Genomic DNA, 25,125 nt, shown 5'->3' on the forward strand with positions numbered 1-25,125 from the left:
TTACAGCTCGACGGCGCGGCCGATGAACTGAATCGGTCCAGTCGGGCGGTCGAGCGGGGACCCGGAATCGTCCTCGAGAGTCAGTTCGAAGAGCTGGTTGTCCTCGAGTGGCGGGAGATCGTCCAGCGACAGTTGCCTGGTCTCGCCGGGCTCGACCAGGCCCAGCGAGACGGGACCGCTCCAGTCGTCCGCCTTGGTCCAGAACTCCAGCGCCTTGCCGGGCGGTATCTCGAAAGTGCCGATCGGCTTCAGGCTGATCCGTCGCGGTGAGCTCGCCTGCACGATCCAGCCAGCTTGCGTATGTTGGGGCGTCATCAACACGACCAGATAGCGAGAGGAGGGCGTCTGCCCGGGGCCGAGTGCCAGCGTGGCGGCGAGGCCGATGGCGACGATAATGCTGGCGAGACTCACGCCTCGCCATAGGGTCAGGTCATGCCATAGTCGATTCAGCAGCCCGCCCGGATGAGTGGCGCGCTCTTCCGCCGACGATCGAGACGTCTCCCGATCATCGAGAGTCCGCGTGATGCGCTGCCACAGCCGGTTTGATGGCGTGACCGGCTCGACCATCGCCGTATAGGGCTGGAGGCGTCTTTCCCAAGCCCATATCGCCTCCTGCAGCTTCGGGTCCTCGGGCAGGCGACGCTCGACATCGAGACGCTGTTCGGCACTCAGCGTGCCAAGCACGTACTCACCGGCCAGATCGTCGGTCTCCTCCGGTCCGAGCGGAGGCGGCGACGCCGAATGATCGCTCATGACAGGCACTCGCGCAGTGCAGCCAGGCTGCGTTTGATCCAGGCCTTGACGGTGCCGAGAGGGCGATTCATGCGTGTGGCGATCTCCGGGTGGCTGAAGCCGTCGACATAGGCGTGAAACAGGCAGTTGCGCCGCTCGGGCGCCAATTGCGCCAGGCAGCGATCCAGATCCCCATGACCGAGCCAGTCGAAATGATCCTGCATGTCCGTCTCCGCTTCCTGAGCGCGCTCGGCGTCGAGCCTGTCGGCAGTTTCGTCATCCACGGTCACTTCCCGATGCCGGGTTCTGACATGGTTGAGCGCCAGGTGGCGCGCGACGCTGAAGATCCAGGTCTTGCCCGATCCGCGAGTGGCATCGAAGGTGTGCGCCTTGTTCCAGATGTTGACGAAGGCATCGTGGATGATGTCTTCAGCGATACCGCGATCGCCGACGATGCGCACGACCACGCCCAGCAGGCGCGACCCTTCCTGCGCATAGAGCTGCTGCAGCGCCTGACGCTCTCCCCTGGCGCAAGCCTCGAGCAGGGCGCCATGATCGGCTGCCGACGGATTGGACGCTGCTACGTCGTCTGTCACACGAACTTCCTTGAAGCGCACCCCGCTGGGGCTAAGGCATCTCATACTACGCAACACGGGCTCGTCATGGCGAGCCCGTGCTGGTCTGCAATGACCCGCTGTGGTGATCAGCGGGCGCTGCCGGTCATCGGCATTGTCGGATCAGCTGGCTTTCCAGAACAGGTAGTCCGCCTGGTACTCGACGACCTCTTCGTCGCCGGCGTTGTCCTCGCTGCATGCCATATCCGGCGCGACGCCGCCCTGGGTATTCAGGCGCTGTACGTAGGTGACACCGGACATGTGGCCGTCACCCTCTGCCGGATTGGCTTCCACGAGCTGGAAGGGGATGTTGCCATCGCCGCCGGGGGCCGTGGCGAGCTGGGTACCGGTGATCTTGGAGCCGTCGCTGGATTCCCAGGTCGCTGGCGGGCCGTAGTAGCTGCCGACCTGGTTTCCGTCCGCGTCGTTGAGCTTGGCATCCGGGCCCTTGAACACCCACTCGTGGGCGCCATCCTTCATCTCGCACGCGTAAGTGATCTCGCCGACGCCCACCGTCTCCATGGCAATCTCGTTGCCATCCGGAACCTGCACGTCCCCCGGGACGTCATTGGCATGCGCCGCGAGGCTGAAACCACCCAGCAGGGTGGCGGTCAGGGTAACGCTGGCTAGTTGTCGAGTTTTCATTGGCGTCTCTCCGAGCGTGAATAGGTCAGGACTTCATGTCCTGCACCGGGGATACACGTGGGTCGGAGAGACGGATGCAGTCGGCGTCGGTTTTTTCGCGAATGGCGCAACATGGGTCCGAGCCTTGCCGGGAGGGCTACAGGGCCGGCTTCAGCGATTGCTGGCCCAGATAGCGGCAGCACAGCGGATATAGCGCTACCGCCAGCGCGATACCGACCAGCGGCGGCGCCCATGGCGAGAGCCAGGCGCCCAGGGTTGCCAACGCATAGGCACCGAGCCCGGGGAGGTGAAACGTCGGTAATACGGCAGCGTCGAGCCTGGGGTAGTGGCCACGACGCAGGAAGAGGTAATCGGCGATGATCACTCCCCCCAGTGGTGGGATACAGGTGCCCAGCGCGATCAGGAACGGTACCAGCAGCGCATCCATCCCGGCCAGCGCCAGCAGCGTGCCGATCGCCGCGCCGCCAAGCGTTACCCAGCCACGCTGGCGGGTGCGCAGCAGGTTGCAGCCGGCGGCGGCAAAGTTGTAGATGGTATTATCCTGCGTGGTCCACAGGTTGAGGAACAGCATGGCCAGGCCGACGGTGGTCAGGCCTTGCAGAATCAGTACCTCGACCACATCCGGCTGCTGGTAGACGAGAGCACCCACGGCGCCGATCAGCACCATCAGGCCATTGCCGATGAAGAACGCCAACAGTGTCGCCGTGATCGCTTGACGCGGCGTACGCGCGAAACGACTCCAGTTGCTGGCCTGCGTCGCGCCGGATACGAAGGTGCCGAAGATGATGGTGATACCGGCCGCCCAGCCCAGCTCGGCACTGGGGGCGATGGTGGTCAGGCCGGTCCAGCCGTCGCCATCGCGCCAGGCGATGATCATGCTGATGGCGATCAGCAGCGCCATCGCCGGCACCGCCACATTGGAGAGCAGCGCCAGACCGCGGTAGCCGATGAAGGCGGTGAGACAGAAGCCGACACCGAACAGCACCATCACCGGAGCCGACCAGCCCGGTGCGAGCCCCAATGTCGATACCAGCACGTTGGCGATGGTGGCCACGCCCCAGGCGTACCAGCCGACCTGGGTGATGCCCAGCAGCAGATCGGATAGCGCGCTGCCGCGCTCGCCCAGCGCGAATCGCGACATCAGCGCCGTGCTGAGCCCGGAGCGCGCGGCAATGCCGGCGATTGCCGCGGCATAGACGCCCAGCAGCAGATTGCCTACCACGATCAACGCCAATAGCTCGGTGAACGAGAAGGCGGCGCCGATCTGGCCGCCAGCGAACATGGTTGCGGTGAAGAAGGTGAAACCCAGCAACAGCAGCGCCAGCGACGCGAAGGGTTTGCGCGCGTCGCCAGGCACCTCGCTCAGCGGATAGTCATTGTCGGCTTGGGGCAGAGCCATGGATCGATCCTCACTAGGGCAGTCGGGACTGATCAAGCAAGCGACATGCCGCAGCGCTGAAAAGGGTTATCCATCCGCGCTCTTCAGAAATCGACGGCCCGGCCTGGGCGCCAGGTCTGCACGTTTGTGGTGCAGAGTGCGCCGGATCGAGTCGTCGGTTTGCCGAACGGGGGCAACGAGGGGAAACGCAGCTCGGGGGGCTATCTGGATAAGCCAACGCCCCGCACAGTGCGGGGCGTTGGAAGGGTTCTGGCAGCGTCTCGGGCATCGCCGAATGGATGTCACTCCCGGTAGGCGGACTCCTTCAGCGCCCGGATGCGATCATCCAGTGGCGGGTGACTGGCGAACAGTTTCTCCATGATCTTGCGGGTCTGCCCGGTGGTGATGGCGAAGGCCGTCAACGAATCGGGCATCTGGTCCGGCTGGCTGGTCTCGGATTTCAGTCTGGCCAGGGCGTTGATCATGGCGCCACTGCCGGCATATTTGGCGCCTGCGGCGTCGGCACGATACTCGCGGAAGCGCGAGAACCAGGCCACGATGATCGACGCCACCAGGCCGAACACGATCTCGGCGACGATGACGACGGCAAAATAGCCCATGAAGCCCAGGCCACCGCCGTTGTCGCGGCCGCGCAGGAAGCTGTCGACGACCTGGGCGACCACCCGCGCGAAGAACATCACGAAGGTGTTCAGCACCCCTTGGATCAGGGCCAGCGTGACCATGTCGCCGTTGGCGACGTGACCGATCTCATGCGCCAGCACCGCACGAATTTCCTCGGGTCGCATGCGCTCCAGCAGCCCTTGGGAAACCGCTACCAGGGCGTCGTTCTTGTTCCAGCCGGTGGCGAAGGCGTTGGATTGCTGGGCCGGGAAGATCGCCACTTCCGGCATCTTGATATTGGCCTGTTGCGCTAGCTCGCCCACCGTGTCTAGCAGCCACTGCTCGGTAGAATTGGCGGGCTGGCCGATCACCTTGGCCTTGGTGCTCATCTTCGCCATCCATTTGGAGATGAACAGCGATACCAGCGATCCGGCCATGCCGAACACGAAGCAGAAGATCAGCAGGCTGTTCATGTTCAGCCCGTTGGCGTTGAGATAAGGCTCGACGCCCAATAGCCGCAACGTGATGCTGGCGACGAGAATCACCGCCAGGTTGGTTGCCAGGAACAGGATGATTCGCATCATCGGTCTTTACCCTCAGTCGTGGAAAGCGTGGCCGTCGTCACGTCGTGCGCCGGCTTATGATTAGCTCGTTGTTCGTTAATACCCGGTAATCAGTCGGTTATGAACCGTTAGATACGACTTTCGTGAATAGGTTTCAAGAGGGGGGCGTGGCCGCGCGTCGAAACGCGCGGCCCTGTTACAGGGCGGTGACTGGCCACCGCCGCGGATCACTGGCGATAACGTGAGAGGAAGCGGGCGAAACGGTCGATGGCGTCGCCGAGCTGATCGGCCCAGGGCAGGGTCACGATGCGCACGTGATCCGGCGTCGGCCAGTTGAAGGCCGTCCCCTGGACCAGCAGGATACGCTCCTGCAGCAGCAGGTCGAGCACCATCTGGGCATCGTCATGAATGGGATAGACCTCCGGGTCGAGCCGCGGAAAGGCATAGAGAGCCCCCATCGGTTTGACACAGGAGACCCCGGGGATCGCGTTGAGCTTTTCATGCACGACATTGCGCTGAGCGAGCAGTCGCCCGCCTGGCAGGATCAGGTCGTTGATCGACTGGTAGCCGCCGAGGCCGGTCTGGATCGCGTGCTGCGCCGGCACGTTGGCGCACAGTCGCATCGAGGCGAGCATGGTGAGGCCCTGGATGAAGTCCTCGGCATTCTGCTTGCCCAGCCCGCCGGACAGGATCATCCAGCCGGAACGGAAACCGGCGCAGCGGTAGCTCTTGGAGAGCCCGTTCATGGTCACGACCAGTTGGTCGTCCTCGGCCAGGGCACCGGTGGAGACATGCTCGACGCCGTCGTAGAGAATCTTGTCGTAGATCTCGTCGGAGAAGACGACGAGGCCGTGCTGACGGGCGACCGCCAGGATCTCCTTGACCACGGTCGGCGGGTAGACCGCCCCGGTCGGGTTGTTGGGGTTGATCAGCACGATCGCGCGCGTCCGTGACGTGATCTTGTCGCGGATATCGGCGATATCCGGTGACCAGCCGGCGTTCTCGTCGCACAGATAGTGAACCGGATGGCCACCGGAGAGATTCGCCGCGGCGGTCCACAGCGGATAATCCGGCGCGGGAATCAGTACCTCGTCGCCATCGTTGAGCAACGCCTGCATCGCCATCACGATCAGTTCGGAAACGCCATTGCCGATGAACACATCCTCGATGCCCACGCCCGGGATTCCTTTGCGCTGGCACTCCTGCATGATCGCCTTGCGCGCCGAGTAGAGCCCCTTCGAGTCGCAGTAACCCTGGGCTGTCGGCAGATTGCGCATCACGTCCTGGAGAATCTCCTCGGGGGCTTCGAAACCGAAGGGCGCGGGATTGCCGATGTTGAGCTTGAGAATGCGATGGCCTTCGTCCTCGAGGCGCTTGGCATGATCGAGAACGGGCCCGCGAATGTCGTAGCAGACATTGTCGAGCTTGTGCGATTTCCGAATGGGGCTGTTCATTGAAGTTCCGTAAGCTGCACAGCCTAAAACGTCAGGCGGGTTGAAGAGGGCGGGAAGTGGCTATTCCCCGGTGGGCTGTGTCACCGATCCCCAGCATAACGCCGCGCTGGCGCGGCGCAAGAGGCAGAAACGGAAGGAATTTCGGTGCATCTGTATGGTGGGTGGTCAGTGCTCGGCCGCGTCGATATCTTCCTCGACGGGATCGGGGATATCCGCCGGCAGCTCCAGGGTCAACCGGCCGAGCTTGCCGTCACGCAGCTCATGCAGCAGTACCTCGGCGCCACGGTGGAGGTTGATCACCCCACCGGCCTTCAGGCCGCCGCGCTTGCGCGCGATCTCGTTCATGATCGCGTGACCGTCGAAGCCCGCCCTGGCCTGGAAGTCGACCAGCCTGGGTCCGTCGGCATCGACGCTATCGATCTCGGTCGGCGCCACATAGACGGGCAGCTCACCGAGCCGGTAACGTTCGCGCAGGGCATCGGGATAGCGCTTGGCCAGTTCGGCGGCACAGACGATGGCGACATCGACGTACTCGATCGCGGTATCGCGGATGGCACCGCTGGCCGCCAGGCGGTAGGCACTGGCCTGATCCTCGATCTTCGGCCACAGCACGCCGGGGGTGTCGATCAGCGAGACGCGTCCGTCGATACGGATCTTCTGCTGGCGCTTGGTGACGGCCGGCTCGTTACCGGTCTTGGCGATCTTGCGTCCGGCGAGGCCGTTGATCAGCGTCGACTTGCCGACGTTGGGAATGCCCATCACCATCACCCGCACATCGCGGTCGGCGCGTACCTGACCAGCCAACTCATGGCACAGCGCCGGGATCTGCTTGAGTTCACGCGCCTGGGTCGTGGTGACGGCAATCGCGCGGCTGTCCGGCTGAGCGTCGAAGTGCGCGATCCATGCCTGGGTGGCCGCGGGGTCGGCCAGGTCGGCACGCGAAAGAATTTTCAGTACGGGTTTATGCTCGGTCAACTCTGCCAGCATCGGGTTGCCGCTGGAGTAGGGCAGGCGGGCATCGAGCACCTCGATGACCACGTCGATCTCCGGCAGCGCCTCGGTGATCTGGCGCCGCGCCTTGTTCATATGTCCGGGATACCAGCCGAGCATAATCTTCTCCTGCCTGTTCTTCGAATCGTGCCGCGCCCAACGGCAAGCGGGCGGACATTCTAGCAGGATGCTGAGGTGGTGTGACGGAGGCCCCGGTTTTAGTGGTCTGCTGCTTCAAGTTACTGAAGCATGGGGCATCCGTGGGCCAAAACACCGCGTTGTTTCGTCTCGCTCCAGACCCTTGCAGCCTCGGATCGGCTCTCGGCGTCGATCCACGTCGCATGGACCCTCACGAGCATGGGTGACCCCGGTGCCCCATTTGCTTGGCAATGAAGGCCAGGTTGCCATGGGCCGTCAGCGACCATCAGGCGACGGTGTGGCGAGTCTGGCAAGGCCGGCGTCGTCGACTCCCCGCTCACTCATGCACTCAGTTAACGGGCCGACCCCATTGAGCCGCCTTTTCGACGATGGCATCGATTTCGGAGCGGACGCGGGCCGACGGCCGGTCCATCGAGGTACCGCCAAGCGCCCGCAGGGCGGCCACGCGGGGATCCTCGTCCGTAACCACGGCTCGGTAGACATCCGTAGCCTCGAGGCGCCCGAGGATCTCGGCCTGCATCAGCAGGATCGCATCCAGCTTTTCGTCGGTTGTGGCCATGTCGTCAGCCCTTCGGTGCGGAGTGTTGGAACGCTGACTGTAACCACTGATGGCATGGCCAGCTATTGCACACAAGTCGACCAACGGGTGATCGTGACCACGTCTCGGGGGGGGGGCACCATGCTAGCGCCGCAGCCCGCCTCCGTAATACCGAGGCATGGTGGGGTAAAATGGGGCAAGCCGAGCGTCAGGGTATGCCTTTACGCTCAACGGTTGAAACGAGGTGAGACGGCAAAGCCCACGATCACGGGCTTTGTCGTCACTTCATGCTGGATGGCTCTACAGGCCCGGGCACGCTAGCAGGATCCCCGCACGCTCGATGATGCCGTTCGGTGTGTTATTCACCGGCGTGGAAGGTGATCGCTACCGAATTGATGCAATAACGCTGGCCGGTAGTTTCCGCCGGACCGTCCGGAAAAACGTGACCCAGATGGGCGTCGCAACGTCGGCAGGTCACCTCGATCCGGCGCATGCCATGGCTGTCGTCCTGGTGCTCTTCGACCGATGCCGCTGCCAGGGGCCGGTCGAAACTCGGCCAGCCACAATGCGCCTCGAACTTGTGCTCGTTCTCGAATAGTGGCGCACCACAGCAGACGCAGTGGTAGATTCCCTGGACCGCCTCGACCTGGTAGTCGCCGGTAAATGGACGCTCGGTGCCTTTCTCACGGGTAACGTGGTACTGCTCGGGGGTGAGCTTTTCACGCCACTCGGCTTCCGTCTTCTGTACCTTACCCATAGTCAGTTCTCCTCATCGCTTCGACTCGCATACTGCATTACAGGCCATTTGCCATGCCCTGACCAGCCCCGATTAGGCTATGGCGAAAATCGGTGAAATCAATTGCTTGACACCTCAAAATCGTCTCAGTAACATACGCGCCACTTCGACGGAGCCGAGACATCACGTCCCATTCGTCTAGTGGTCTAGGACACCGCCCTTTCACGGCGGTAACAGGGGTTCGAACCCCCTATGGGACGCCACTTGGTTCAGCGAAGTCGTGTAGAAGGTCACGGTGCGGGAATAGCTCAGTGGTAGAGCATCGCCTTGCCAAGGCGAGGGTCGGGAGTTCGAATCTCCTTTCCCGCTCCAACTTTTGGTAGTGTTGGAAAAGTAGTACGGGTCGTGAGCCGGAACACCGGTCCGCCAGCCCGGCGATCTACTTAACTCGCTTCCACAATGCGTCCCATTCGTCTAGTGGTCCAGGACACCGCCCTTTCACGGCGGTAACAGGGGTTCGAACCCCCTATGGGACGCCACTTCGATGATTCGCCACGATCATCTCGTCGGACTCAGGTCTCGACATCATTCAGCGGGAATAGCTCAGTGGTAGAGCATCGCCTTGCCAAGGCGAGGGTCGGGAGTTCGAATCTCCTTTCCCGCTCCAGATTTTGAAAAGAGAAGCGTCCATGACGCTTCTCTTTTCTTTTGCGTGTCTTCTTTATCGTCCTCGCAAGGTCCGAGCCGCCCGAGCGGGGTAATGCGTGTAGGATTCTGCGCGGCTTCACCTCGATTTTCGTGATGGGATCGCCACGGGCTGCGTTATTCGACGCTCGCTAATTCAGCATAATTAATTCGTCTGCTAAAGATTGAACCTCGATGAAGCGCCCCCATATTGCCTGGCACTTCCGTTTCACATGATTTTCGCAAATCCCGATTGATCACACATGGCAGGAATCCCTGATGGCAGAACCGGCACTGTCCATCCGCGGGCTGACCAAAGTCTACGGTAATGGTTTTGAGGCCTTGAAGGGCATCGATCTCGATGTCTCCCAAGGCGATTTCTTTGCACTGCTCGGCCCCAATGGGGCGGGCAAATCCACTACGCTCGGTATCGTCTGTTCGCTGGTCCAGAAAACGGCGGGGCAGGTGAAGATCTTCGGTATCGATATCGACCGTGACTTCGCCAAGGCGAAATACCACCTCGGCGTGGTACCGCAGGAGTTCAACTTCAGTCAGTTCGAGAAGGTCGAGGATATCATCCTCACCCAGGCGGGCTACTACGGCATGCCGATGAAGGAGGCCAAGCCGCGTTGTGAGCGTCTGCTCAAGGATCTCGGCCTGTGGGACAAGCGCAACGGTGCCGCGCGCATGCTCTCCGGTGGCATGAAACGGCGGCTGATGATCGCGCGTGCCCTGATTCATCGCCCGCGCCTGCTGATTCTCGACGAGCCCACCGCCGGGGTCGATATCGAGCTGCGCCGTAGCATGTGGGAGTACATGCGCCGGATCAACGAGGAGGAGGGCACCTCGATCATCCTGACCACGCACTATCTCGAGGAAGCCGAGAGCCTTTGCCGCAACATCGCCATCATCAACCGGGGCGAGATCATCAAGAATACCTCGATGCGCGGCCTGCTGACTGAGCTGGATACCGAGACCTTCCTGCTTGATCTTGCCGAGCCGTTGGACGCCGCACCCCAGGTCGAGGGCTTCGAGGTCGAGCGGGTCGATGCGCACCAGTTGGCGCTTTCCGTGCGCAAGGGCACTGACCTCAACGATGCCTTCCAGCAATTGACCCGTCAGGGCGTGCGCGTGCTGTCCATGCGTAATCGTGCCAATCGCCTGGAAGAGCTGTTCGTCTCGATGACCTCGCCGCCGGATGCGGTCAGCGGCATCGACAGCGCCACCTCGACACCGGCCAAGGAGACGGCATCTTGAATACCCGGCAACTGCTGATTTCGCTCTGGACCATGGTGGTGAAAGAGGTGCGCCGCTTCGTGCGGATCTGGCCCCAGACCCTGGTGCCACCCTCCATCACCATGACGATGTACTTCATCATCTTCGGCAACCTGATCGGTTCACGCGTGGGTGAGATGCACGGCATCTCCTACATGTCCTACATCGTGCCGGGCCTGATCATGATGTCGGTGATCACCAACAGCTACTCCAACGTGGCGTCATCGTTCTTCTCCAACAAGTTCCAGCGCAGCGTGGAGGAGATGATGGTCTCGCCGATGCCCAACTGGGTCATCCTGGCTGGCTTCGTCATCGGTGGTGCCGCGCGCGGGCTCGGCGTCGGCTTGATCGTGACGGTGGTCTCGCTGTTCTTCACTCATCTCGACCTGCATCATCCGTTCCTGACCCTGATGGTGGTGGTGATGACCGCCTTGCTGTTTTCGATCGGTGGCTTCATCAATGCGCTGCTGGCCAAGAAGTTCGATGACATCTCGATCATTCCGATCTTCGTGTTGACGCCGCTGACCTACCTGGGGGGCGTGTTCTACTCGATCGACCTGCTGCCGGAGTTCTGGCAGAAGGTGACCATGGTCAACCCGATCCTCTACATGGTTAACGCCTTTCGCTACGGCATTCTCGGCATCTCCGACATTCCGGTGAGCGGGGCGCTGATCGCCATCGCCGCCTTCATCGTCGTGTTCTGGTGCCTGGCACTGTGGATGCTCAACCGCGGCAAGGGGATTCGCTCATGAGCACACCGCGCCCGGAGACCCTCGCTGATGCGCCACTGGGTCGCGAGTCCGCCTATCCCGAGCGCTACGATGCCGCCTTGCTGTTTCCCATCGAGCGTGCCGCCAATCGGGCGCCGCTGGGGATCGAGGCCACGTCGCTGCCGTTCGTCGGTGGTGACGAGTGGTGGGCCTTCGAGCTCTCCTGGCTCGATCCGCGCGGCAAGCCGGTGGTCGCGGTGGCGCGATTCCGGCTGTCGGCGGATTCGCCCTGCCTGATCGAATCCAAGTCGTGGAAGCTCTATCTCAATAGTTTCAATCAGACCACTTTCAGCGGTCGCGATCAGGTGGTCGAGACGCTGGTTCGCGATCTGAGCGCGGCGGCGGGTGGCGAGGTCACGGTGGAGCTGTTCGGTGTCGATGACGCCGCACTCGCGCCGGCGCCGCTGCCGGGCGAGGGCCTCGACCAGCTCGAGGTCGAGATCGACCGCTATACGCCGGCGCCGGTGCTGCTCGCCTGCGATGAGAGCGATATCGTCGAAGAGACGCTGCATTCGCACCTGCTCAAGTCCAACTGTCCGGTGACCGGTCAACCCGACTGGGGCAGCGTGCTGGTTCAGTACCGCGGGCCGCGGATCGAGCGTGCCTCGCTGCTGCGCTATCTCATTTCCTACCGTCAGCACCAGGATTTTCACGAGCACTGTGTCGAGCATATCTTCGTCGACCTGATGGCACGCTGCCGCCCCGAGCGGCTGCTGGTGATGGCGCGTTACGTGCGCCGCGGTGGGCTCGATATCAACCCTTGGCGGGCCACGCCGGGCTGGGTACCGGAATTGCCGCCACGTCTGCTGCGGCAGTGACGCTTTTGACGTAGAGTCGAGCGACCCTCCGCGTGTTACCACCGATGTCTCAAAGGAGTCAGACATGGATGCCATGACGCTACTGCATCAGCGTCGCTCGATGGGCAAGCTGGCTGGTCCGGCACCGACTACCGAGCAGCTCGACGCCCTCTACCGTGCCGCACTGCGGGCGCCGGATCACAAGGAAATGACCCCGTACCGCTTCATCGAGATCAGCGGTGAAGGGCTCGATCGCCTGGGTGAACTGTTCGCCCGCTCCGATTATCAGGCCAATCCGCATATCGACGATGGCAGTCTCGATGCCGCACGCAAGAAGCCCAAGCGGGCGCCGATGATCATCGCGGTGATCGCGCGCATCACGCCGGACCTGCCCAAGGTACCGCCGGTCGAGCAGATCATCTCCGCGGGTTGCGCCGCGCATGCCATGCTTTACGCAGCGTTCGCGCAGGGGTTGGGGGCAATGTGGCGCACCGGTACCTATGCCCATGACAAGAGCGTGTGGCGCGGGCTCGGACTGGGCGAGAACGAAGAGCTGATCGGCTATCTCTACCTTGGCCAGGTCGGCGGGCGCTACCCCGAGGCGCCAGCGCGCGACCCGGAGGCGTATCTGGAACGATGGCGCTAACGCTGGGCTTCCCGTTCCGGACAGATCGTAAAAGGTCGTCGGAAAAGGAAAAACGGCTTGCGATCACGGGTTTAGCTCGTTACTATGTGCGCCGTTCTGAACGCAGCGGTAACGCCGCCACGGGCAGGGCGACAATGTGGAGGGGTGTCCGAGTGGTCGAAGGAGCACGCCTGGAAAGTGTGTAAGTCGAAAGGCTTCGAGGGTTCGAATCCCTCCCCCTCCGCCACGAATTGAAAAGAACCGGCTCTCAGTGGCCGGTTTCTTCATGTCTGGAGTCAGGTGAGAGACGGGGGAGGCGATGAGAACCCTCCGGTTCGCACCGAGGCGCTCGGGGTTCTGGTGTTCGAGCGCCGACAAACGGCCTCGCGAAGCGAGCCGGTAATCCCTCCCCCTCCGCCACGAATTTTGAATCAGCCGGCTCGAGTAGCCGGCTTTTTCGTGCCGGGAATAGAGTGAGAGGCGGGGGAGTAAAAGCTGGGCATTCTCCGGTTTTCATCCAGCCCTGTCATGCGGCAGAGACTGTATGATAAAGGTGTCAAGGAATGACCATGCAGGGAGTCGCGATGAAAACCATTGGTGTATTGGGTGGCATGAGCTGGGAGTCCACGCAAAGTTACTACCGCATGCTCAACGAGGGCGTGCGAGCGCGCCTCGGTGGATATCACTCGGCCAGGATCGCGATGGTGAGCGTCGACTTTGCCGAGATCGAGGCGCTGCAGCAGAGCGGCGATTGGGACGAGGCCGGGGAGGCATTGGCGATGGCGGCCCGTCAGGTCGAGGCTGCGGGCGCGGAGTGCCTGTTGCTGGCGACCAATACCATGCACAAGGTGGCCGACGCGATCGAGTCGGCACTGAGCATCCCCTTTCTCCACATTGCCGATGGCACCGGGTCACGATTGCGTGCCGAGGGTGTCGATCAGGTCGGTCTGCTGGGAACGCGATTCACGATGGAGCAGGCGTTCTATCGGGGCCGGCTGCTCGACGAGCACGGCATCTCCTGCCTGGTGCCGTCCCAGGAAGATCGGGACAGCGTTCATCGCATCATCTTCGAAGAGTTGGTCCATGGTGTTATCACCGAACCGTCGCGGCAGGTGTATCGGGATGTCGTCACCAGGCTCCAGAAGCAGGGTGCACAGGGCGTGATTCTGGGGTGCACGGAAATCGCCTTGCTACTTCGGCCGCAGGATTGCGACCTGCCGCTCTACGACACGACCGCGCTGCATGTCGACATGGGACTTGAATTTGCCTTGGGTGAGTAGCCGGCCGCTAGCGTAATCTCCCCCGGATTGACCAGACAATTCAGCCTGATGAGGCGCGCCCGCCGTTCGATAATGGCGCCGGGGACTATCCCCTGCGTACTTGCCCGGCCTTCGGGCCGGGGCTTTTTCGATGCCCATCCGCTAACGCCGCTTCTTGGCCGCCTGTCCCGTCCGTGATGTTCGTTTCCATAATGCCTGCCGGTGGTAAATGCCTGATCCGGGAATGCCCGCATGGCTGTGAATGCCGCGTCGGCTGATATTCAGGTTGGCGCCGCGGGGGCCGATCGAGAGCACCGGGTCCTGGCTGTCGAGCCGGATCCGCAAGCCCGGGGCCAACCGCAGCATGCGGCGAAAGCGAAGTCCCATGGGTTATCTCCTGGCAGTCTGGTTACGGTTGACTGCGCCCGATGACATTCGTTCGGTGGGCTTGCCACGCTCGCCACAGCGGGCTGCCGGGGACGATCACCGCCAGCAGGATGCAGGCGGCTGCGGGGGAGAGCACATCGAAGATCGAGTCCGGTGACCAGTGGTGAACCAGTCCATAAAAGTAGCCGACCGCATTGGGACCCCCGCCGGCATATTCGTGCTGGGCGATCTCGCGCCCGAGAAATACCGCGACGATCAGCGAACCTCCCACCCAACGACCGACCAGCGGCCACAGCAGGCATTGAAAGGCGACAGCGATGAAGGCGTGTTCGAGATGGCTGGTGTTCATGGCTGTCCCTCCACAAGGAGGCTTTAGCATAGCTGCCTGGCGGACTATCGTTGGCAGTGACGCCGAGTGGTGCGTCAACGTTCGCGTCGTCGTTTACGCAATAAGGCTATCGACATGGAAATCGCCAATACGCTAACAGGCCGTTGCCACTGCGGCAGGGTCTCCTGGCAGTTCGAGGGCAACCCGTCGGGAGCGACGATCTGCAACTGTACGGTTTGTCGCCGTTATGGGGTTCTTTGGGCCTACGGCCATGAAGAAGCGATCCGGGTAACCGGGGAGACGAAAGCCTACCGCCCAGGACCGCATATCGCTTTCCATTTCTGCGCCGGATGCGGATGCGTCGGATACTGGCGAGCCGTCGATACCGAGCCGACCGGACGCCGACGTATGGCCGTCAATTTGCGAATGGCAGAGCCCGAAACGGTGGCGCAAGTGGCCATCGATCGATTCGATGGCCTGCATACGTTCGAGCGCCATGCCCGTGATGGTCGCTGCGTTGGCGACTACTGGTTCTGAATTCGAGCCCCCGAGCCGGGCTGCTTTACCCGACTCAGCCCCGGCGTGATGCGACGACAGGCGGGCAGGACCCGATCGCGGAGATAGCGTTGGTTGGCGGCGCAGACGCTGAGGCCATCACCACCATAATGCTCCAGGCAGATCACACCGCGAAAGCCGGCCTCCACGGCGAGTTTCATCGCCTGGCGATAATTGATCAGACCGCTCTCCATCGGTGCGGGGAAGGCGAGATAATGATCTCGTTCGGTGTCCTCGTCGCGCATGTAGTTCTTGGCATGCCAGAAATTCGACCACGGTAGCACCTTGCGCATGGCCTCGAGCCAAGGCTCCACCGGTCGGTGCAGACGGATCAGGTTGCCGATATCCGGATTCAAGCCCACCGAGGGCAGCCCGATCTCCTCGACCATGGCTACCGCCGAGTCGGCACTGCCGAGATAGGTATCCTCGTACATCTCCAGCGACAGCACGATACCGAGTTCGGCGGCGTGCTGGCCGAGTTCGCGGATTCGCGCCACCGCCTTTTGCCACTGCGCCCGATCGTCGGGGTCGTCGCGGTGACCCGCCACGGTCCAGAACCAGAGCTGTCGCTGCTGGGCTTCGGTCAGTGGCCGATGCAGGCCGATCGAGACGGTGCCGATGCCGAGTCTGGCGGCGGCCTCCAGTGAGCGATGGCTGTAGGCGAGGTGGTCGGCGCCATGGCGTTCGTCGATCACGCTCGAGCGCACCACCGAGATCGAGCTGGGTTTCAGGCGCGCCGACTTGATCACGCTGGCGAGCGCGTCCAGTTGGTCGCTCTGCATGTCGCCGGGGCGAAAGCAGTTGTCGGAGAGATCGACGTGGTCGAAACCGGCTTCGGCGACCTCCTGAAACAGCGGCTGCCACTGCTCGGCGCTGGCCGTCTGCAGCGGCGAGCCATCCGGCAGACAATTGGAGAATGGCAGCATGGCAGCAGCGATGGGCCAGTCGGCAAGGTCGATGGTCATCTGGGAGTCTCGATAATGGCGTGGGTCGGTGTCATGGTATTGGCGAAGAACAACGCATCCTGGTTCTGGCGCAGCTTCCATAACCATGAGCTTTCGTCGATCGCGACATCGCGCAGGCGAATGGGCTCGCCGGCTTGGACCGGGCGCATCAACACCCGATTGGCGGCGAGATAGTAGGGCAGTGGCGCGTCGTCGCCGAGCGGGCTGGCCGGCACCAGCGCCGACGAGACATGGTCGATGCTGTGGTGGTGGCCGTGAGCGGTGAGCGTGGTGCCTTCGCTCAGGTTGGATCCGGCAACGGCGATCAGGTCGACATGGGGTCTCGGCTGGCTGACGCTGCTGGGAACGCCGCGCCGTACCATTTCCAGCAGGGTAGTGGCGGCTTCCAGCCCGAGCAGGTGGCGGGGCAGCGGCAGCATCGCGCTGTCGCCGCGCCGGCTGACCAAGTGGCCTTTCTCGGCCAGCATCCGCCAACTGGTGCGATCATGGCCGCGTACGACCACGAACACGCCGCCGGCAAGGCTGAACTCGTCCGGCCGGCGCAGGCAGTGGAAGACCTCCAGCGCCGGTGTCCGCGTCAACAGGCCTCCGTCGGCGGTCGGCACGAACAGTTCGGCGATCTCGCCGAGACGGGCGATGGGATAGTGCAGTGAGGGATGGTCCGGCATCACGCCGGTCGCATTGGCGACGATTGCCATCTCGCACAGGTCCGGCACCGCGTGCTGCGGCAGAGCACCGGCCAGGCGAGCGCGGTCCGCCACCCACTGACGGTGACCCTCGCTGTCCAGTCCCCCGGGCAGATCCCAGCGCTCCCCGAAGCCGCGAACGTCGATGCGCTTGCCATTGCTGGCCAGGGTTTCCGTCGATGGGTCGAAGACGAAGTCGTATTCGCTCGACTTGCCGGCGGCGAGGATCTCCAGGCCCACCGTTTCGGCCCAACTAACCAGGCCGATCGCCAGCGCAGGCTGGTCGCCATCCACCGGGCTGATCACGCAGCCGCGCTTGCGAGCCATGGCCGCCAGGCCGGGGCCGACCACGCTGTCGACTTCCTTGGTGACCAGGGCCACATGATGACCGGCTTCCAGCGCGAGCGCGGCATGGCGAGCGCCGGCCTCGGGGTGACCGGTGGCTTCGATGACGACGTCCAGGGGAAGTTCGATCACCGCCTCCAGCCGATCGCCGACGATCCAGTCGCCTCGGTCCCAGGCACGGCTGGCTTCTGCCGGTGTGCGGCAGTGCCGGATTCGGGCCGATTCGATACCGGCGTCGACCAGCGCCTTGGCTGCCAGCGCCGGGTCCAGGTCGATCACCACGCGCGCTTCCATGGCTTCCAGATGCCGGGCATGGAGAATGAAGCTGCGGCCGAAGCCACCCGAGCCGATCACGCAGCAGCGGATCGGGGCGTCACCATCGAGATAGTGGGAGAGATGCATCGCTGTTTCCTTGTCTCAGGGACGGGAGTCGGGCGTCGCCGGCTTCGACGCCTGCGGTTTCTGACGATGCAGCCGTCGTCGCCAGCCTCTCAGTCCGAGCATGCGGGAGAACAGCGGCCACACCAGCATCAACACCCCGAGACCCATGATCGTGCTGACCAGCGAGTTGGACCAGAATACGGTCACCGAGCCGTCGGACATCACCATCGACTGGCGGAAGGCTTCCTCGGCGCGATGGCCGAGCACCATGGTCAGCACCAGCGGGGCGACCGGGTAATCGAGCTTCTTGAACAGGTAACCCAGCAGGGCGAAGAACAGCAGCAGCCAGAAATCGAAGGTGGAGTTGGCGACCTGGTAGACGCCGGTGAAGATAACCGCCACGATCACCGGGCCGATGATGGCGAAGGGCACCCGCAGGATCGAGGCGTAGAGCGGGACCGTCGACAGTACCAGGATGACTGCGACCACGTTCCCCAGGTACATGCTGGCGACCAGCCCCCATACGAAGTCGGGGCGGGTGATGAACAGCATCGGCCCGGGCGTCAGCCCCCAGATCATCAATCCGCCCATCATCACCGCCGCCGTCGCCGACCCCGGCACGCCCAGTGCCAGCATCGGCAGCAGCGCGGAAGTCCCGGCGGAATGGTCCGCCGCTTCCGGCGAGACGATGCCGTTGGGCTCGCCCTTGCCGAAGCGCTCGGGGTGGCGGGAGAAGCGCTTGGCGATGCCGTGGCTCATGAACGAGGCAGCGGTCGGCCCGGCGGGCGTGATGCCCATCCAGATCCCGATCAGGATGCTGCGGACCAGCGACGCCCAGTAACGCGGCAGCTCGGCCATGGTGCGCAGGATGTCCCGGACCCGAATGCGGCTCTTGATGCCGTTGAAGCTCAGGCCCTCTTCGGTGGTGACCATGAGTTCGGCGATCCCGAACAGGCCCATGACCGCCACCAGGAAGCTGATGCCCTTGACCAGGTCGGGAATGTCGAAGGTCAGGCGCAGGCCGCCGGAAACGCTATCCATTCCCACCGTGGCGAAGGCCAGACCCAGCATCATCGAGACCAGTGTCTTCGAGGGCGCGCTGGAACTCATGCCGATGAAGCTGCAGAACGCCAGGAAGTAGACCGCGAAGTACTCCGGCGAGGAGAACTTCAGGCCGAACTGGGCCACCGAGCTGGCCAGCAGCGTGATCATCACCACGCCCGCGAGCGCGCCGAGACCGGCGGACATGAAGGCCAGGGTCAGCGCACGGGTCGCCTCGCCATTGCGTGCCATCGGGTAGCCATCGAAGGTCGTTGCGACCGACGAGGGCTCTCCCGGGATATTGAACAGAATCGAGGTGGTGGAGCCGCCGAACAGCGCGCCCCAGTACATGCAGCTCAACAGAATGATGGCCGAGACCGGATCCATGGTGAAAGTCAGCGGCAGCAGCAACGACACGCCGTTGGGGGCGCCCAGCCCCGGCAGCACGCCGACCAGCATGCCCAGCATCACGCCAATCACCATGATCAGCAGATGATTCCAGGTCAGGATGGTGGCAAAGCCATCCATCAGCAGCGAAAGGTTGTTCATGGTGCGATCCCCTGAAACGGGCGCTTAGTAGATGCCGAACGCGTGCTCCAGGGGGCCTTTCAGCAGCGGCACCTGGAATACGAGTTCGAACAGCAGATAGAAGCAGACGCTGATGGCCACGCCGCTGGCCAGCGATTTCCACCAGGCGTAATGGCCCTGGAGACGCATGGCGAACAGCACGTACAGCGTGGTCCCCACGTAGAGTCCCAGCAGTAGCGAGATCACGGCGAAGCCGAGGATCGGCAGGACGAACCGGGCGAGGGACTTGAGCCGGGCGGCATCCAGGAATATCTCATCCTTGTGGCGATGCCCGACGATCGTTCGCAGCAGGTTGACGACGCTGCCGGCAACGACCAGCACGCCGATCCAGAACGGGAAGTAGCCGGAATCGGGGCCGCTCGGGGTCCACCCGGTACCGACCTGCCAGGCACCGTAGCAGATCGCGAGACCGATCCCGCCGGTCAGTAGCGCCGTGGCGATCTCCATGCTGTAACGGGAAATGCCATTGTGGGTCATGCTGATTCCCTCCGAGGCATGGCGGGCGCCAGTGGTCGCCCGCCGGCATGGGCTCAGGAAGCGTTCCAGCCTTCCTGTTCGAACACCTTCTTGACGCTCTTGGCGTTGTCATCGATGTACTGCTGGAGTTCGTCGCCGGTCAGGAAGCGGCTGGTCTGCACGGTTCGGGTGGTGTAGTCCTTCCATTCAGGTGTCTCGCTGACCTTCCTGAGCAGTTCCTGGTAGTAGGTCACAGCCTCCTCGTGGGCACCCGCTGGTAGCCAGACGGTCCTCGGCATGCGGTATTCGCTGATGTCGATACCCTGGGACTGGCAGGTGGGGATATCGCCCCAGCCCTTGCCCTGGTAGACGGGCTCGCCCTTGGGAAGCTGTTCCGGGCTGAACACGCACAGCGGCTTGACCATCCCGGCTTGCCACTGACCGAGGTTCTCGTTGGGATTATTGACGTTGGCATCGACATGGCCGCCGGCCAGTTGCACCAGCGCCTGGCTGCCGCCGTTGAAGGGCACGTAGCGGAAATCGGTGCCGGTGGCTTCCTCGATCATGCTGACCAGAGTCTGGTCGGTGTCCTTGGATTGACTACCAGCGAACTGCATCTTGCCGGGGTTCTGCTTGGCGGCATCGATGAAGTCCTTGGCACTGGCGTAGTCGGCGTCGCCGTTCACCCAGATCAGGAATTCGTCCATGGCCATGGCCGCCACCGGTTGCAGATCGTCGGCGGCGTAGGGCATTTCCCCGACTTCGGGCAGCAGGTACTCGTTATTGGTGCCGAACGTCAGCTTGTAAGGATCATCCTGGGAAGAGGCCGAATAGACGTAGCCCTCGGCGCCGCTGCCGCCGCCCTTGTTGGAGACGATGATCGATTTGTCCATCAGCTTGTGCTTGCCGATGATCGATTGCACGGTGCGCGCGAAGGTGTCAGTACCGCCTCCGGCACCGGAAGTCACCACGAACTCGACGGGGCGTTCCGGTTGCCAGGCGAGCGCGCTCCCGGAGACGGTGAGTGCGGCGAATAACAGGGCCAGAGGCTTGAGCTGATGGGCGGAAAGCGGGTTGCGCTTGTACATGGCGTTTCTCCTGTCGGTTCTTGCGTTATTGCTCTTGTTGGTGTCGCTCGTGAGCTGTGTTGAATCGGACTTGCCACTACCTTTCAGCGCCACTGGCCGCGGGCCGCGGCGATGAAATTTCAGACACCCGCCATGCGCGCCTGATCGGCCATGCGCGCGGCGAGCAACAGCGCCTGTCGGGAGGCGCCCAGGTCGGCGATGCCGCGGCCGGCAATGTCATAGGCCGTTCCGTGCGCCGGCGTGCAGACCGGGAACGGAAGGCCGCCGAGCATCGTCACGCCGCTGTCGAATCCCATCATCTTCATCGCGATCTGCCCCTGGTCGTGGTACATGGTCAGTACCGCATGGAAGCGCTCTTTCACCGCGCGGAGAAAGACGGTGTCGGCGGGGAAGGGGCCCTCGACCTCCAGCCCCTGTTCGCGGGCGCGCTGAATCGCCGGCTCGATGATGTCGATCTCCTCCATGCCGAAGCTGCCGCCGTCGCCGGCGTGAGGGTTGAGGCCGGCGACGGCGATGCGCGGACGGTCATGCCCGGCCTGCTGCAGGCAGCGATGGGTCAGCGTCAGCTCGTCGATTATCGACTCTGGGCTCAGGGCGGCGGCGACGTCTTTCAGCGGGATGTGGGAGGTGACCCGGGCATTCCAGACCGATTCGAGAATATTGAACTCGCGAGCCTTGCCGTCGAAGCCGATGGCGTCCGCCACGAAGCGAATCTCGTCGTCATAACCGGGGTTGGCGTAGCGCATCGCCTTCTTGTTGAACGGCGTGAAACAGACCGCGTCGACCCGACCGTCGTGGGCCAGCGCGAGCGCGCGGCGGAAGTTGGCTGAAGCGAATTCACCGCCGGCCGGGGTTGCCTCGCCCGGATCGACATCTTCCGGTGCCAGGTTGGCAAGATCGAGAAATGCCGGTGTGCTCGCAAGATCGGCAAGGGAGGTTTGCTCGTCGATGACGTGCAGCGTCGGCGAGAGACCGGCGGCGCGGGCACCTTCGTCGAATATTCGACGGTCACCGATGATGACCAGGCGTGCGGCTCGCTTGACGGTCTCGTCTGCGGCCAGCTTGGCTGTCAGCTCTGGGCTGATGCCGGCGGGATCGCCCATCGCCAGGGCGATGATCGGCAACTCGGGCGCGGCTTCGCGCGATGATGAAGGCGTCATGGTATCTCCTGGTCTTCGAGGCGGAGTGCCTGCTTGAGAGGAGATTGCGCTCAAAACTAAAATGTATACATTATACGTTGGTATTGAGGCAAAGGCGTTGGCTAGCGCAGTATGATGTCTGCATGCTTTCGGCTGGGCTGGGTCGCGCAGGGACGGCTCACGGCTGAATCGAGACATTACAGGCGCCAATTTCGACCAACGGTTCCCTACCCATTAAGAGATCAGCCATGTCCGACACGACATCGCCGCGTTCCGCGATTGCCAGGCACTCGCTTCACGATGCGATCACCAGCCATCTCCGTGACATGATCATCGAGGGGGAGCTCGAGCCGGGGAAACGGATCTACGAAGGTCCACTTTGCGAACGGCTCGGCGTCTCGCGGACGCCTCTGCGAGAAGCGCTTCGCTATCTGGCCAGTGAGGGCCTGGTGGAACTGACGCCACAGCGTGGCGCCTCGGTTCGGCGTTTCTCGGCAAAGGACATCCAGGACATGCTGGTGTTGATCCGTACGCTCGAGGAGCTGGCTGGGCGCTTGGCCTGTGCCGAAGCGAGCGACGGGGAGATTGGATGGGTGCGGGAGCTGCACAACGAGATGCTGGACCATTATCGCGAAGGGAACCGGCTCGACTATTACAAGACGAATCAGCGCATTCACTCCGCCATTGTGGCGCTGAGTCACAATGACTCGCTGATTCAGGTTCACGGCTCGCTTCAATCGAAACTCAAGCGGGTTCGATTCATCGGACACGAAGGCGAGGCAAAGTGGGCGGCAGCCGTGGCCGAGCACGAATCGATGATCGACGCTCTTGAGCGACGGGATGCGTCAGCCTTGGTGACGGCATTGAGTGAGCATCTCGAGCACGCCTGGGAGCGGGTGCGCGATGTCGTCTGACGGGTGCGCTGAAGTCCCGGAATCATGCCGGCAAGTGGAATAGATATATAGAAGTGATTCTATTTTGTCGGCAATGTCCTACAAAAAAATCAGATCATTGGCTCTATTTTCCCCTTGTAGGAGAAGATAAGATCGAGATTCGTTGTAGATCCTTGGTTCCCCGATTTCGGTCGGGGATTTTTTTGACACCGATTGATGGTGTCTCTGATCTTTTATCCTTCCGTTTTGCCACTATCTTCTCAGCCGGTTAGCAAGTTGTATTGTTACAAATAAATACTAAATTATTCCTTAGTCATTAACTCGCGTTAATTTTAAAATATTCTTTATCGGTGCAATCTCGAGGTTCTTCCTTGGAAGAGTTGTGTCTTCCAAGGCGCGACGATTGAGCCGTTCACTATTGGCCAAGGAAGATCTCACGGTATTCACCAAGGAAGGCTGTGCCAAGGAATCGGGTGGCAGTTCCCCAGGCCGTCAGCTGGCCAGGCGCAAGCTGATTGAGAGCCCGGTCTTCCTCAGGAGGGCCGGGCTCTCTCTTGTCAGCCGCCGATGCATGACCGGGATGGATGGCAGCGAAATGCAGGCTTGCAAAGGCCAAGTCCCCGGACTTACGATCTAGCCCGTGGCGGGTGTAGCTCAATGGTAGAGCAGAAGCTTCCCAAGCTTAAGACGAGGGTTCGATTCCCTTCACCCGCTCCATCTCATGAATCAGACACGCTCGAGATTATCCTTCAGCCCGGGCAGCATCTAGCACTGCCCATTCAAGTACCCCAGGCACTGACAGTGACAGCAACAACCCTGACCCGCCTGTATGGCCCGGGTGTGGCTAGGTTCCAGCCATGCAGGGAAGATCGGATGAAACGCGATCAGATCAAGCGCCACCGCCATATGATTCCCCCCGAATGAAGAACGGCGCTGTCGGCTGCAGAATCAGCAGCTCGTTCGGATCCGGCGTCGTCTCGAGAGAGTCGTGCGCGGACGGCGGCTAGCCCGCGCGGACCTCGCCGGCGGCGAGAACGATCAAGGAGGATGGCGCGCCCAGGTTGGCCTGGCCGACATCGACAACGGTGATCATGACGCCGCTTCCGTTTCCGCTGCGTTCCAGGTGACCAGCGCCTCGGCCACGCCGATACGATTGACCGAGACGTCTTCCAGTTCCTCGAATTCGTTGAGCATACGCTCCCAGGCGGCGGGGTCGTCCCCGTCGAAGCGGTAGACGGTGACAGCATACTGCTCGCGATCGCGCGCCCGGGCGATCTGTCGCTGGATGCGACGGGTCAACTGCTGATACGACGCGGCGGCTTTGAACTGTGCAGACATGATAGCGTGCTCCCTTGGGTTGCTGGTTTTATGTACAGTATCAAGCAGGAGTCATCGGTAGGCAAATAGCTTGATCTGACTGTAGTCAGGCCATTTTCAGGAAGATTCTCTAGCGGAAACCGCTAATCTCTAGCATGGCCAACAGGTTAGGAGGATAGGGAATTGGAGGCCCATCGTGACGATGGACCGAAGGTGAGAAATTACATCTGTTCGTTTTGGGCGCCAGAGCCTTTGCGCGCTTTGCCGAGGGAGAGTTCCTGGCCGTCTGGTTCCGGCTGCTGACGTGTGGAGTACGCTGCTCGGCCGTCTAGCGATGGACCCGTGTTCCAGCGGCCCTCAGGCGCTTTCTTGTCGGTCAGGGTATTCAGGTAGTAGTAGGAGTGCTCTGTCGTCTCGTGAGCCTCGGGGGTGGAGTTTGGAATTGGCAAATTCTTCTCGAATCCGCCCAGCTCTTCGATCACCGCCAACCACTGCTGTTGATGGTAGGTATCACGGGCAATCAGGAACGAGAGAAGGTCCTTCATGCCCTTGTCGTCGGTCCAGTTGTAGAGCCGCGAGGCCAGGACGCGACCACCGGATTCGGCGGCAACGTTGGCCATCATGTCCGCGGCGAGGTTGCCGGTCGCATAGACATGGCTCATATCGAACGGCACTCCATTGGCGTTGACCGGCATTGCTGACAGGCCGGACGACAGTAGATGGCGAGGATTGGCGCCGCCGAGTATCGCGTTGATGATGGGGTCCCTGGCCGACTCCTCCTGATAGGAGACTGGGGCACCTTCCAGGTTAAGCGCGACAGCGTGGCCAAGCATCTCGATGTGCGAAAGTTCTTCCATCGCCGTTGACATGAGCAAATCGCGGATGCGGTCATCGCCGCGCGCTCCCATGGCCTGGAAGAAGTACTGCATCGCAACGCGAATCTCGCCTTCGACCCCGCCGATCGCTTGCTGCAAAAGCATCGCGAACTGGGGATCGGGCTTGTCGACTTTTACGGAGTACTGAAGCTTCGATGAATGCTGGAACATGATGTTCTCCGCAGATGGTGGACCGCGAAATCGCGGCCACCTTGTGAGGCTAAATGATCTTGCCCAGCAG

26 protein-coding genes and 6 tRNA genes are annotated in these 25,125 nt (G+C 62.3%); 13 read left to right on the plus strand and 19 right to left on the minus strand.

Features of this window, described 5'->3' with window-relative positions:
- The 9 genes from DOM54_RS15610 to msrB all read right to left on the minus strand — a co-directional run bounded on the left by DOM54_RS15610 (position 1) and on the right by msrB (position 8,451).
- A complete protein-coding gene (locus DOM54_RS15610) occupies positions 1-753 on the minus strand; it encodes an anti-sigma factor (protein ID WP_110717213.1) in 753 nt (250 codons plus the stop codon).
- Positions 750-1,328: a sigma-70 family RNA polymerase sigma factor gene (locus tag DOM54_RS15615; RefSeq protein WP_240613933.1), complete on the minus strand. Its 579-nt coding sequence runs from the start codon at positions 1,326-1,328 to the stop codon at positions 750-752. The genes DOM54_RS15610 and DOM54_RS15615 overlap by 4 nt, the downstream gene beginning before the upstream one ends.
- A gap of 141 nt (positions 1,329-1,469) precedes the next feature.
- Positions 1,470-1,991, minus strand: coding sequence for a DUF3455 domain-containing protein (locus DOM54_RS15620; RefSeq protein WP_110717215.1), 522 nt, complete (start codon positions 1,989-1,991; stop codon positions 1,470-1,472).
- A 136-nt stretch (positions 1,992-2,127) separates the two neighbouring features.
- A complete protein-coding gene (gene codB / locus DOM54_RS15625; protein WP_110717216.1) occupies positions 2,128-3,390 on the minus strand; it encodes a cytosine permease in 1,263 nt (420 codons plus the stop codon).
- Between the two features lie 281 nt (positions 3,391-3,671).
- Positions 3,672-4,574 carry a protease HtpX gene (gene htpX / locus DOM54_RS15630; RefSeq protein WP_110717217.1) on the minus strand — a complete coding sequence of 301 codons (903 nt, stop codon included), beginning with the start codon at positions 4,572-4,574 and terminating at the stop codon, positions 3,672-3,674.
- 206 nt (positions 4,575-4,780) lie between these two features.
- Positions 4,781-6,007, minus strand: coding sequence for a pyridoxal phosphate-dependent aminotransferase (locus DOM54_RS15635; protein ID WP_110717218.1), 1,227 nt, complete (start codon positions 6,005-6,007; stop codon positions 4,781-4,783).
- A gap of 165 nt (positions 6,008-6,172) precedes the next feature.
- Positions 6,173-7,117 carry a ribosome biogenesis GTPase YlqF gene (gene ylqF / locus DOM54_RS15640; RefSeq protein ID WP_110717219.1) on the minus strand — a complete coding sequence of 315 codons (945 nt, stop codon included), beginning with the start codon at positions 7,115-7,117 and terminating at the stop codon, positions 6,173-6,175.
- 367 nt (positions 7,118-7,484) lie between these two features.
- Positions 7,485-7,715, minus strand: a complete 231-nt coding sequence (locus DOM54_RS15645) for a hypothetical protein (protein ID WP_110717220.1) — start codon at positions 7,713-7,715, stop codon at positions 7,485-7,487.
- Positions 7,716-8,052: 337 nt separating this feature from the next.
- Positions 8,053-8,451, minus strand: coding sequence for a peptide-methionine (R)-S-oxide reductase MsrB (msrB, locus tag DOM54_RS15650; protein WP_110600811.1), 399 nt, complete (start codon positions 8,449-8,451; stop codon positions 8,053-8,055).
- Positions 8,452-8,617: 166 nt separating this feature from the next.
- Between msrB and DOM54_RS15655 the strand changes: the two genes are divergently transcribed.
- From DOM54_RS15655 to DOM54_RS15700, 10 genes are all read left to right on the plus strand, one after another.
- Positions 8,618-8,693, plus strand: a tRNA-Glu gene (locus DOM54_RS15655).
- A gap of 34 nt (positions 8,694-8,727) precedes the next feature.
- Positions 8,728-8,802, plus strand: a tRNA-Gly gene (locus tag DOM54_RS15660).
- 91 nt (positions 8,803-8,893) lie between these two features.
- Positions 8,894-8,969, plus strand: a tRNA-Glu gene (locus DOM54_RS15665).
- Between the two features lie 53 nt (positions 8,970-9,022).
- Positions 9,023-9,097, plus strand: a tRNA-Gly gene (locus DOM54_RS15670).
- A gap of 296 nt (positions 9,098-9,393) precedes the next feature.
- On the plus strand, positions 9,394-10,371 hold the full coding sequence (locus DOM54_RS15675; protein ID WP_110717221.1) for an ABC transporter ATP-binding protein: 978 nt from the start codon (positions 9,394-9,396) through the stop codon (positions 10,369-10,371).
- Positions 10,368-11,141, plus strand: coding sequence for an ABC transporter permease (locus tag DOM54_RS15680; protein ID WP_110717222.1), 774 nt, complete (start codon positions 10,368-10,370; stop codon positions 11,139-11,141). Before DOM54_RS15675 ends, DOM54_RS15680 begins: the two co-directional genes overlap by 4 nt.
- The gene (gene queF / locus DOM54_RS15685; protein WP_110717223.1) at positions 11,138-11,977 is read left to right on the plus strand and encodes an NADPH-dependent 7-cyano-7-deazaguanine reductase QueF; all 840 of its coding nucleotides are present in this window, start codon (positions 11,138-11,140) and stop codon (positions 11,975-11,977) included. The genes DOM54_RS15680 and queF overlap by 4 nt, the downstream gene beginning before the upstream one ends.
- A 64-nt stretch (positions 11,978-12,041) precedes the next feature.
- Positions 12,042-12,602 (plus strand): nitroreductase family protein, encoded by a 561-nt coding sequence (locus DOM54_RS15690; RefSeq protein WP_110717224.1) that lies wholly within the window; start codon positions 12,042-12,044, stop codon positions 12,600-12,602.
- Between the two features lie 138 nt (positions 12,603-12,740).
- A tRNA-Ser gene (locus DOM54_RS15695) sits at positions 12,741-12,828 on the plus strand.
- Between the two features lie 337 nt (positions 12,829-13,165).
- Positions 13,166-13,861: an aspartate/glutamate racemase family protein gene (locus DOM54_RS15700; RefSeq protein ID WP_110717259.1), complete on the plus strand. Its 696-nt coding sequence runs from the start codon at positions 13,166-13,168 to the stop codon at positions 13,859-13,861.
- A 141-nt stretch (positions 13,862-14,002) separates the two neighbouring features.
- Here DOM54_RS15700 and DOM54_RS15705 read toward each other — a convergent pair whose 3' ends face one another.
- Complete coding sequence (locus tag DOM54_RS15705; protein WP_110717225.1) at positions 14,003-14,227, minus strand: DUF4236 domain-containing protein; 225 nt, start codon at positions 14,225-14,227, stop codon at positions 14,003-14,005.
- Between the two features lie 22 nt (positions 14,228-14,249).
- Positions 14,250-14,576: a hypothetical protein gene (locus tag DOM54_RS15710; RefSeq protein WP_110717226.1), complete on the minus strand. Its 327-nt coding sequence runs from the start codon at positions 14,574-14,576 to the stop codon at positions 14,250-14,252.
- A 114-nt stretch (positions 14,577-14,690) separates the two neighbouring features.
- On the opposite strand from DOM54_RS15710, the gene DOM54_RS15715 reads away from it, so the two are divergent.
- Complete coding sequence (locus DOM54_RS15715) at positions 14,691-15,092, plus strand: GFA family protein (RefSeq protein WP_110717227.1); 402 nt, start codon at positions 14,691-14,693, stop codon at positions 15,090-15,092.
- On the opposite strand, the gene DOM54_RS15720 is transcribed toward DOM54_RS15715, so the two are convergent.
- From DOM54_RS15720 to DOM54_RS15745, 6 genes are all read right to left on the minus strand, one after another.
- Positions 15,080-16,075: a sugar phosphate isomerase/epimerase family protein gene (locus tag DOM54_RS15720; RefSeq protein WP_110717228.1), complete on the minus strand. Its 996-nt coding sequence runs from the start codon at positions 16,073-16,075 to the stop codon at positions 15,080-15,082. The genes DOM54_RS15715 and DOM54_RS15720 overlap by 13 nt on opposite strands.
- Complete coding sequence (locus DOM54_RS15725; protein WP_110717229.1) at positions 16,072-17,508, minus strand: NAD(P)H-dependent oxidoreductase; 1,437 nt, start codon at positions 17,506-17,508, stop codon at positions 16,072-16,074. Before DOM54_RS15725 ends, DOM54_RS15720 begins: the two co-directional genes overlap by 4 nt.
- Before the next feature lie 15 nt (positions 17,509-17,523).
- Positions 17,524-19,077, minus strand: coding sequence for a tripartite tricarboxylate transporter permease (locus DOM54_RS15730; protein WP_110717230.1), 1,554 nt, complete (start codon positions 19,075-19,077; stop codon positions 17,524-17,526).
- Between the two features lie 24 nt (positions 19,078-19,101).
- The gene (locus DOM54_RS15735; RefSeq protein WP_110717231.1) at positions 19,102-19,593 is read right to left on the minus strand and encodes a tripartite tricarboxylate transporter TctB family protein; all 492 of its coding nucleotides are present in this window, start codon (positions 19,591-19,593) and stop codon (positions 19,102-19,104) included.
- Positions 19,594-19,646: 53 nt separating this feature from the next.
- Positions 19,647-20,660 (minus strand): Bug family tripartite tricarboxylate transporter substrate binding protein, encoded by a 1,014-nt coding sequence (locus DOM54_RS15740; RefSeq protein WP_110717232.1) that lies wholly within the window; start codon positions 20,658-20,660, stop codon positions 19,647-19,649.
- Positions 20,661-20,779: 119 nt separating this feature from the next.
- Complete coding sequence (locus DOM54_RS15745) at positions 20,780-21,820, minus strand: 4-hydroxythreonine-4-phosphate dehydrogenase PdxA (protein ID WP_110717233.1); 1,041 nt, start codon at positions 21,818-21,820, stop codon at positions 20,780-20,782.
- Positions 21,821-22,047: 227 nt separating this feature from the next.
- Between DOM54_RS15745 and DOM54_RS15750 the strand changes: the two genes are divergently transcribed.
- Both DOM54_RS15750 and DOM54_RS15760 read left to right on the plus strand, forming a co-directional pair.
- Positions 22,048-22,713: a GntR family transcriptional regulator gene (locus DOM54_RS15750; protein WP_110717234.1), complete on the plus strand. Its 666-nt coding sequence runs from the start codon at positions 22,048-22,050 to the stop codon at positions 22,711-22,713.
- A gap of 622 nt (positions 22,714-23,335) precedes the next feature.
- Positions 23,336-23,409 (plus strand) — tRNA-Gly (locus DOM54_RS15760).
- 372 nt (positions 23,410-23,781) lie between these two features.
- Here DOM54_RS15760 and DOM54_RS15765 read toward each other — a convergent pair.
- Together DOM54_RS15765 and DOM54_RS15770 are read right to left on the minus strand one after the other, a co-directional pair.
- Positions 23,782-24,030 carry a DUF1654 domain-containing protein gene (locus tag DOM54_RS15765; RefSeq protein WP_110717236.1) on the minus strand — a complete coding sequence of 83 codons (249 nt, stop codon included), beginning with the start codon at positions 24,028-24,030 and terminating at the stop codon, positions 23,782-23,784.
- Positions 24,031-24,230: 200 nt separating this feature from the next.
- On the minus strand, positions 24,231-25,055 hold the full coding sequence (locus tag DOM54_RS15770; protein WP_110717237.1) for a manganese catalase family protein: 825 nt from the start codon (positions 25,053-25,055) through the stop codon (positions 24,231-24,233).
- Between the last annotated feature and the right edge of the window lie 70 nt (positions 25,056-25,125).

The sequence above is a fragment of the Salinicola acroporae genome (genome assembly GCF_003206615.1).
GTDB classification, from domain to species: Bacteria; Pseudomonadota; Gammaproteobacteria; order Pseudomonadales; family Halomonadaceae; genus Salinicola; species Salinicola acroporae.